This is a genomic window from Clostridium sp. (assembly GCF_036569345.1).
In the GTDB taxonomy this organism is placed as follows: Bacteria; Bacillota; Clostridia; order Clostridiales; family Clostridiaceae; genus Clostridium_AD.
The window spans coordinates 1-9698 of sequence record NZ_DATCQT010000068.1; the positions used below are offsets into that span (position 1 = coordinate 1).

8 protein-coding genes and 1 pseudogene are annotated in these 9698 nt (G+C 30.0%); all 9 read left to right on the forward strand.

Annotation, left to right across the window (positions count from 1 at the left end):
- The first annotated feature begins 8 nt into the window (after positions 1–8).
- On the forward strand, positions 9–923 hold the full coding sequence (locus VIM70_RS06960) for a DMT family transporter (protein WP_331945026.1): 915 nt from the start codon (positions 9–11) through the stop codon (positions 921–923).
- Between the two features lie 183 nt (positions 924–1106).
- Positions 1107–1994 carry a homoserine kinase gene (gene thrB, locus VIM70_RS06965; protein WP_331945020.1) on the forward strand — a complete coding sequence of 296 codons (888 nt, stop codon included), beginning with the start codon at positions 1107–1109 and terminating at the stop codon, positions 1992–1994.
- Between the two features lie 230 nt (positions 1995–2224).
- Positions 2225–2896 carry a TetR/AcrR family transcriptional regulator gene (locus VIM70_RS06970; RefSeq protein ID WP_331945021.1) on the forward strand — a complete coding sequence of 224 codons (672 nt, stop codon included), beginning with the start codon at positions 2225–2227 and terminating at the stop codon, positions 2894–2896.
- Between the two features lie 14 nt (positions 2897–2910).
- On the forward strand, positions 2911–5682 hold the full coding sequence (locus VIM70_RS06975) for an MMPL family transporter (RefSeq protein WP_331945022.1): 2772 nt from the start codon (positions 2911–2913) through the stop codon (positions 5680–5682).
- Positions 5655–6026, forward strand: coding sequence for an MMPL family transporter (locus VIM70_RS06980; RefSeq protein ID WP_331945023.1), 372 nt, complete (start codon positions 5655–5657; stop codon positions 6024–6026). Before VIM70_RS06975 ends, VIM70_RS06980 begins: the two co-directional genes overlap by 28 nt.
- 281 nt (positions 6027–6307) lie before the next feature.
- Positions 6308–7180, forward strand: a complete 873-nt coding sequence (gene speE, locus VIM70_RS06985; RefSeq protein WP_331945024.1) for a polyamine aminopropyltransferase — start codon at positions 6308–6310, stop codon at positions 7178–7180.
- A 144-nt stretch (positions 7181–7324) separates the two neighbouring features.
- A complete protein-coding gene (locus VIM70_RS06990) occupies positions 7325–8425 on the forward strand; it encodes a tetratricopeptide repeat protein (RefSeq protein WP_331945025.1) in 1101 nt (366 codons plus the stop codon).
- Between the two features lie 62 nt (positions 8426–8487).
- Positions 8488–9333: a hypothetical protein gene (locus VIM70_RS06995; RefSeq protein ID WP_331945027.1), complete on the forward strand. Its 846-nt coding sequence runs from the start codon at positions 8488–8490 to the stop codon at positions 9331–9333.
- Positions 9332–9508, forward strand: a pseudogene (locus tag VIM70_RS07000) (cold-shock protein); the annotation flags it as partial. The gene VIM70_RS06995 and the pseudogene VIM70_RS07000, both read left to right, overlap by 2 nt.
- Positions 9509–9698: the final 190 nt, after the last annotated feature.

Genomic DNA, 9698 nt, shown 5'->3' on the forward strand with positions numbered 1-9698 from the left:
ATTTTTTAATAGATAAAAAAGTTGTTGCTATTATTGCAACATTATGTTGCTTATTATGGGGAAGTGCTTTTCCTGCAATAAAAAATGGATATGTTTTATTTAATATTTCCACCAGTGATATACCATCGAAATTTGTATTCGCAGGTTATAGATTTACAATAGCAGGGATAGTTTTACTTGTTATTGCACAAAAATATGGAAAGAAAATTTTTAATATTACCATAAAAAACATTAAAAATTTGTTTTTCTTAGGAATCCTTCAAACAACGCTACAATATATTTTCTTTTATATTGGAGTTGCTAATACTACCGGCGTTAAAAGTTCTATAATGAATTCTACTGTTACATTTTTTAGTGTTATTCTAGCTCACTATATATATAGAAACGATAAATTGAATATACAGAAGGTAATTGGATGTATTATAGGATTTATTGGGGTTATGATAGTAAATTTTAGTGTGGACTTATTGAATTTTTCTTTTAGTTTTAGGGGAGAAGGATTTATAATAGTTGCATCATTTATTTTTTCTATAAGTGCTATTTATGGAAAAAAACTTACTAAAAGCATGGATGTAATGGTTGTTACGGGTTATAGTCTTTCTTTAGGAGGGATAATATTAATGTTGCTCGGTATTATATTAGGAGGTAGGGTTTATCGTTTTACAATGGCATCTTCGCTTATATTAATATACTTGGCTTTGTTATCATCAGCGGCGTTTTCATTATGGAATTTACTTCTAAAATATAATAAGGTAGGTCATGTGTCTGTTTTTAATTTTTTAACGCCAATTTTTGGTTCAATATTATTAGCAATTTTCCTCGGGGAAAATATCTTTGAGTATAAAAATATTATTGCACTTGTATTAGTATGTTTAGGAATATGGATGGTTAATAGAGAGAAAACTACCTGGGGCAAAAGTTAAATTTATAATTAATTTTAAGCAGAGAATATTTTTGTATTCTCTGCTTAATTTTTTTTGGAAAAATTTCATTATTCAGACCAAGGAGTACGACATATATGATATAATAGATAAAATTTGTCGTATTAGGAGGTTACTACATGAATAATTTTAGTACAAGAGTTAAAGAAGCTGTTGTGAACAGTTATGTTTGAAATTAAAGTGCCTGCTACAAGTGCGAATATGGGACCTGGACTAGATACTCTTGGAGTTGCTTTCAAACTATATAATAGATTTATAGTTGAAGAGATGGAAACTGGACTTGAGATTTTAGGTTGCGATGAAAAATTTGCAAATAGTAATAATTTGGTTTATAGGTCAATGTTAAAAACTTTTGAAAAGCTTAAAAAAGTTCCAAAAGGTGTTAGGTTAACATTTAAAACGGATATACCAGTTAGTGGAGGTCTTGGAAGTAGTGCTACATGTATATTAGCAGGGGTTGCTGCTGCAAATAGGCTATGTGGGGATATTTTAACAAAACAAGATATTTTGGATTTTGCATGTGAAATTGAAGGGCATTCGGATAATGTTACCCCTGCGCTATTTGGAGGAATGACTGTTTCAATTATGAATGAGGAGTCTACTTTCTATAATAAAATTCCAATTAGTGGAGGTATAAAATTTTGTGCATTAATTCCAAAGTCACAACTATCAACTGATGATTCTAGGGCAGTGCTTCCAAAAACAGTACCTCTTAAAAATGCAGTTTATAATGTAGGTAGAGTTTCTATGCTTATTGTATCTCTTGTTAATGGTGATTATAAGGGTGTAAAACTTGCTTGCAAAGATAAACTTCACCAACCATATAGAATGGGTTTAATTGAAAATTACTTGGAAATTACAAGTTTTGTTAAAGAAAGTCAAGCATTAGGGGTATTTCTTAGTGGCGCTGGACCAACAATTATGGTAATGCTTAAAAAGGATGATAGTAATACACAGGAGATGCTGATAAAATTCTTGAAAGACCTTTCAGGAAATTGGGAAACCTTGAATTTGGAAATTGATGAGGATGGTTTAGAAATTTCAAATATTTAAATTAAATTTAAAAGTAAGAGCGATAGAACTATTTATCGCTCTTACTTTTTTTAATATCATAACTTTGTCGCCGATGTAGGGAAGAACTCGAATGGCTGGCTAATATTTAGTAATATAGAAATATATTTTATGTAAACGATTTACCTAGATTGACATATATAAACAAAAAGATTTATAATAAATCATCAATAGAATGACGCGTCATTCTATAATTGAAATGGGGTAATTATGTGGCCTACAAAAGTTCAGATGAAACACAAAGGAGAAAAGATTTAAAAAAGAAACATATCATTGATACAGCGATTAAAATTTTTTCATCAAATGGATATCATGCTACTACAGTAAAAGATGTGGTTGAAAAAGCCGACATATCAGTGGGAACCTTTTATTTTTATTTTAAAAATAAAGAAGACTTATTTGAAACACTTTACGATGAGGTGTCGGAGGAGTTTTATAACGCCCTATGTAACTCACTAGAAAACAAAAATAATGAAATAGATTTAGGATTTAGTAAAGCAATAGCTTTCTTTTTAAAAGTTATTGAACATAATAGACCACTGGCTAGGATTTTACTTATAGAAGCTGTGGGATTAAATCCTAGGTTTGAGAGAAAAAGAGCTGAGGTTACACAAAAATATGTTAATTATACTGGAGAGTATTTTAAGCAGATGAAATTATGCAATAAGGTAAGTATTCCGGATGTTAAGATATTTTCACTCGCTTTTATAGGAACACTTTATAATGTAATAATGGATTGGCTCCAGAGTACTAGCATGAATAGTCTTACTGATTATGCCTATGCACTTACGATATATAATCTTCAAGCACTAAAAGTAGATTATAAAGACAAGCAAGTAAAAGAAGGTATAGCTGAGGTTCTAAGTAAAAATATTAAGATTTAAAGGAGTTATTGAATATGAGAAAAGTATTAAAAGTCCGCTTTATTTTGCTTGCTGCATGGGTATTAGTTACTATTTTATTTACAGTAAATCAACCAAACCTAAATAAGATATTAAACCAAAAAGGTCAAGCTACAATAAGTAAAAATTCACCATCAAGGGTTGCAACAGAAATGTTAAATAAAATGGGTACATCAAAGGGTGACACCGCAATATTTGTTTTTAATGATGCAAATAAAATATCAAAGGCAGGTTTAAAGGATATTCAAAAGGGTATAGAAAAATTGAAAAGCCGTAAATCTGAGCTTCAAATAAATAATATAGTTGATCCCTTCGGGACGCCTGAAGCTAAAGATCAATTAATATCTAAAGATGGAACAACATTAATGGCTCAAGTCACCTATGAAAAAGGAACCAGGGATAGCAAAAATATAATAAATGGATTTAATGACGCTTTAAAAGATGTTAAGGTAACACACTATATAACAGGAGAGCTTGCTATAAATAATGATTACCTAGCTGCTACTAATAAAGGAGTAGAAAAAAGTGCGATTATAACTGTTATATTTATATTATTTGTACTTATTATAATGTTCCGTTCTGTAGTTACACCTTTTGTATCATTGTTCGCCGTTGGAATTTCCTATGTGTGCTCTATGGGAATAATGGGAATTTTGATAAATGTTTTTAACTTTCCAATAACAAGTTTAACTCAAATGTTTATGATTCTTGTGTTATTTGGTATAGGTACAGACTATAATATACTTTTATTCAACAGGTTTAAAGAAGAATTAGGTCATGGGTTATCTATTGAGGATGCGATAATTACAACATATAAAACCGCAGGAAAAACTGTAATCTACAGTGGTTTAATAGTATTTATGGCTTTTGCCAGCCTTAGTTTTGTACAATTTCCGATTTACCGCTCTGCTAATGCTGTAGCTATTGGAATAGCTGTTCTGTTACTAGAGCTTACAACTTTAACACCGGTACTCATGAAATTATTGGCTGGAAATCTATTTTGGCCCTCGCATAACATTGCCGGTCACAAAGAGAGCAAACTTTGGGAAAATGTAACCTCAACTTCTGTAAGACACCCTTTTATTTCCTTATTGGTTGTTGTCGCAATTATATTTCCTGTAATATTTTTTAATGCTCCAAAGTTATCTTTCGATAGCCTTAAAGATTTAAGTGCTGATACCCCTTCTGTAAAAGGCTTTAACCTAATTGCAAGTAAATTTGGAAGTGGAAAAGCTATGCCAACAACTATAGTTATTGAAAGCAAAAATGCACTGGATAATAATGAGGCTTTAACTGCCATAGATTCATTAACCGAAAAGCTTAAATCATTAAAAGGTGTTGAAAAAGTGTCAAGTGCAACTCAGCCAATGGGTAAACCTATAGATGATTTTTATACTAGCAATCAGACAAAAACCGTTGTAACTGGTCTAGGTGCTGCAAACGGAGGTGTTGGGAAAATAAATGATGGTTTAAAACAAATAGATAATAAACTTACGACTCCAGATTTTTCAGGTGTTAAGCAGTTATCGAGCGGAACTTACGCTATTGAAAATGGAATGGGCGCCGTTACTGATGGCTTAATTAAAATTAATTCTGGTATAGATAAAGGGGCAAAGGGAGCTGACACGCTTACTGCTGGAATATCACAATTAAAAACTGGAGTTGCCGCTATAAATGGAGGACTAAAATCAGTATCTTCTAACTTGACTACAATTCAATCAGGTTATGTTTCTCTTGGTGATGCTTATAAATCCTTACCAGGATCTATATCACAAATTAAAGATTTAGTTGCAGCGATGAATGTAACAGTAGCTAAAATTGATACTAAATTGCCAAATGATAGTGACGTTGCTACACTTAAAGGACTTTTATCAAACCTATCTGGCGCTCTGGATGGTGTAACTTCAGGTATTAATATTGCAAATCAGAATTATGATGTTTTAACCTCCAGTCTCGCAAAACTCAATGATGGTTTAATAACCATAATAGCAAGTACCAATAGCAATTCTCAATTAGTTATGGGAATAACTGAATTAGAAAAAGGGGAAGCAAGCCTCGCAACTGGCCTTAGACAAGGTAGTGCAGGCCAAGCAACTGTAATTAGTAGTATGGCAAAATTAAAAGCAGGTGCTTCAAAAATAAAGACTTCACAAGATACCCTATATACTGGTTTAAATACTTTAAGTGGTGGCCTTTCGCAGCTTAAAGGCGGAATAAGTAAAAGTCAAACTGGACTTGGAGCTATCTATAGTGGAATAAATAAATCCAATGCTTTCTTAAATCAGTTAACAGGCACAAAGGGTTTCTATATACCTAAAGAAGCCTTCAAAACTGCTGATATAGAAAAAATATTTGATGCTTATATGTCTAAAAATAGAAACATTACGAAACTTACTGTAAATCTAGAAACAGATCCATATTCATCTGTTTCTATAAATCTTATAGATGAAATGAATAATTTAGTTAAAAATCAATTAAAAGGAACAAAACTTTCAGATGCCAACTTTGGTATAACCGGCGTAACTGCAAATACTAATGATTTAAATAATATTGCAACTCATGATATTAAATTTACACAAATAATAGTACTAACATGTATATTTGTATTGCTAGTACTTGTAATAAAATCTTTCTGGATTCCCGTATATATAGTTGGTTCTTTGTTAACCGCATATTATACAGCAATTTCAGTAACAGAATTTTTAACTACTAAATTATTTAGCGGCATGGATGGAATGTCTTGGAATGTACTTTCTTCTCATTTGTAGTAATTGCCGCATTAGGCGTTGATTATAGTATATTCCTTATGACTCGTTATAAAGAATATCCAGATACTAATCCTAGGGAGGCCATAATACTAGCAGCTAAAAATATAGGTGGAGTAGTAATGTCTGCCGCAATAATACTCGCTGGTACCTTTGCTACACTATATCCATCAAATATACATGTTTTAATGGAACTTGCTATAAGCGTAGTAACAGGATTGTTACTATTAAGTTGTGTTCTGCTTCCAATAGTTATACCAGCATTAATTTCTGTGCAGGAAAAAATGTCCGAAAGAACAAAAGCAAGATTTAATAAATCAACATTAGATAAAGAAACTTCAGCATAATAATATTAATAATTAGCTCAGAACCAGGAAACCGATTCTTTTAACTTCTAAAATAGTTTTATTGAAATTTCAGTTTATGTAAATAACATATGAAAGTTGAAATTTCAAATTTTTATGATATACTTGGAGTTGTAACGCTTAAAGATAAAAAATATATAATTGATAACGTCAAATAATACAAAAAAATATCTATCATAACATGAATCAAAGACACTAAAGTAAAATATATAAGGTTATCGATAAAAAAAGATAGATATACTTATTATAATGGAGGATTTCTTATGAATAAAACTGAATTGCCAAAGTATTTTAAAAAAATTGATGATGAATTATGGTTTGAGGAAGTTGAAGTTGAGAAAAAAAATTTGAAAATAAGTTACAAAGTAAATAAATGTTTTTCATATTCTAAATCGGCATATCAAGAGGTATCTTTGATAGATACTGATGCATTTGGTCCGTGCCTTGTACTTGATGGGGTAATGCAGACTACTTCAGCAGATGGGTTTATATATAATGAAATGATTACTCATATACCAGTTCTTACACATAAAAACCCTAAAAAAGTATTGGTTATTGGTGGAGGTGACTGTGGAGCAGTTAGGGAACTTTCAAAGTACACAGACCTTGAGATAATTGATATGGTGGAGTTAGACGACGTAGTAACTAAAGAAAGTATAAAATTTCTTCCTGAAATAAGTGGAGGGCCTGATTTTGACAAAAGAGTCAATTTTAAATTTGGAGATGGTGTTGAATATGTAAAAAATACTGATATTAAGTATGACATAATCATGGTTGATTCACCGGATCCTGAAGGTCCTGCTAAGGATTTGTTTGGAGAAGAATTTTATAAAAATGTAAAAAAATCATTAAATGATGATGGAGTAATGGTATGTCAAAGTGAATCACCAATGATTCATCGCAACATAATTGAGAATACAAGAAAGATTTTAAAAAATAACTTTAAGATTGTAAAAACCTATATAGCTTTTGTTCCTACTTATCCAGGAGGATTGTGGAGTTTTACAATGGCTTCAGATGTTTATGATCCTAGCAATATGGATGTAAACAGATTGCCTTTTAAAACAAGATACTTAACAAAGAAAATTGCAAAATCTTGCTTTGATCTTCCAAATTTCATAAGTGATTTAAAATAGAATATTTGATACCTTTAGTGAAGTAGTTTTGTTTACAACTCAAGTGGTTCTAAAAAGAATAAAAACACAGAAAATAATGAAAGGGATTTCCAGGCAGGGAAATCCCTTTCATTATATCTAAATTTAATAAATGGGGTGGTATGCTTGAATAGTACTGAATTAGTAATGGCTTTTGATGAATACAAAACTAAGAAGATAGATCTGATTGAATTTTTAAAAAGACTTCCTGATGAAAAAGAAAGATTATTTGAAATTTATATTGTGTATCTAATATTAGAAACAGCATCAATTGAGAAGGAATTACTAGAGATTCTGGAAAAAAATAAAACTGATCTTAAAGTTTTTTACAATGCGTTTTACTGTATTTGTACATACTATCGAAGGAGAAAAGATACTAGTAAATATGGAGAAACACTTGAACGATATAAACATTGCTTTTACGAAAATCCTACATATAGTTATTTAAAGGCAATGTTTCTAATGCAACGGGGTAAAGAAGTAGATATAAAGGAAGCCATTATTTTATCTGGAAAATCAGTAAAAGATGTTCCGAGTAATGTAGGTATTATTCATTGTTATACTGAGATTATTGCTGAAGCCTTTGAAGAAGGCGTTCTAAATGTTCTCAGTAACAGCATAGAGCTTGAGAAAGCAATTCAATTGTTACAAAATGTTTTGAAAGAAACTTCGAATTATGCTAAATTTTATTGTACTTATGGAAGATTGCTTGCATTGTCTGGAAAGTACAAAGAAGCAAAACAAGAAATATTAACTGCAATAGATAAAGAAGATTCAAGTAGGCATGATTATTCTTTGAGAATTGGAGAATATCAAAGATATTTAATTGAAATAACCGCTAAAAATTATTCGGATAAATCTCTTTTTAAATTTCAAGATTTTAGTGAAAAGATGGATGCGCAGAATAAAGAAATAAGTGATAATATGGAGAGGTCTGAAAAGGAAGTACAAGGTAATATAAAAGATTCTTTAAATAAAAATTTAGAGTTTTTAGGCTTTTTTACTGCTTTGATAAGTTTTATTATTGCTTCTGTTCAAATTTTAACTAAATCTAATTTTCAAGATGCGTTTCAATTAATATTGGAATTAGGTGGAATGATTATGTTAGTATTAAGTAGTTTTGGTATAATACTCAATGGAAATAAGAACATTAAAAGGAGTATAGTTGTATTTACAATGGGTATTATAACTATTCTTTTAGCATTGTGTATTCATCAGTTTGTGTAATGATTATATAATACAATAATTTTTATAATAAAATAATTTGAAAAATTTAAGGAGTTGAATAAATGAAATTCGCAAGTCACGACTCAATTTCAATTGCAGGGAAGAAAATTAATGAAGATATTGTTTATGCAACAGATAATTATGGGTGGGTTATAGATGGCGCAACAGGACTTAATAATAAAAATTTAACTACTTCAAGTAGTGATGCAAATTGGTTTGTTAATGAATGGAATAAATATCTTAAAGAAAATATTTTGGATAATTCTATAAGCATTAAAGAAATTGTTTATAATGGTATAGAAATTGTAAGTAATAAATTCAATAAAATTACATCATTAAAAAATCTTGATAAGGTTGATTTGCCATCAGCATCTATTGTTATCTTACGTATCAAAAATATGATGATAGAGTATTTTTTACTTGGAGATTGCACCTTAATAGTTCAGAATAACAATGGAGAATCATCAATTATAAAACAGAAATTACTTGATATACTAGATGATAAAGCAAAAATGGAAATGGCTAAATTAATGGCAAACCAAGGAATGAATTTTACTGATGCCAGACAAAAGATCAATTCATTACTTGTTAAACATAGACGACTTAAAAATGTTGCAAATGGATACTGGACATTAGAGTTTGATAAAAATGCAGTAGAGTATTCACTTTGTGGTTATTTAGAATTTGATGAGTGTAAAAATGCACTATTAATGTCGGATGGTTTTTCAGCAATATATGATAATTATAATTATGTTGATAAAAATGATATTGTTAATCTAGTTAAAAAACAAGGATTAAAGAAAATCTATAAAAGTATAAGGTTTATTGAAAAAGAGGATGAAGAGATTTTAAAATATCCTAGGTTTAAAAAAAGTGATGATTCTTCTGCTGTAATATTTTCAAAATAATTTTAAAAAAGGTTTTGGATTTATTGAAGTTGAAGGTGAAAAAGATATTTTCGTTCACTCATCTGGAATTAAGGGAAATGATTCAAGAAAAAGTCTTGAAGAAGGTCAAAAGGTTCAATTTGAAACAGAAGAAGGGCCTAAGGGACTTCAAGCAATTGAGGTTTCAGCAATATAAAAAATTAATATTTACAACAAAAGCCACCTATAATAAGGTGGCTTTTGTACAGACTGTTGACAAACATAAAATGTAAAACACTCTAATAAATTGGAGTGTTTTTTTTGTAGGCAAAAAGGATTTTGGACCATCAATGTCGAATATATAGAGTATACAAACTTTGTAACTCGGAGGTCTTAATTATGATTAA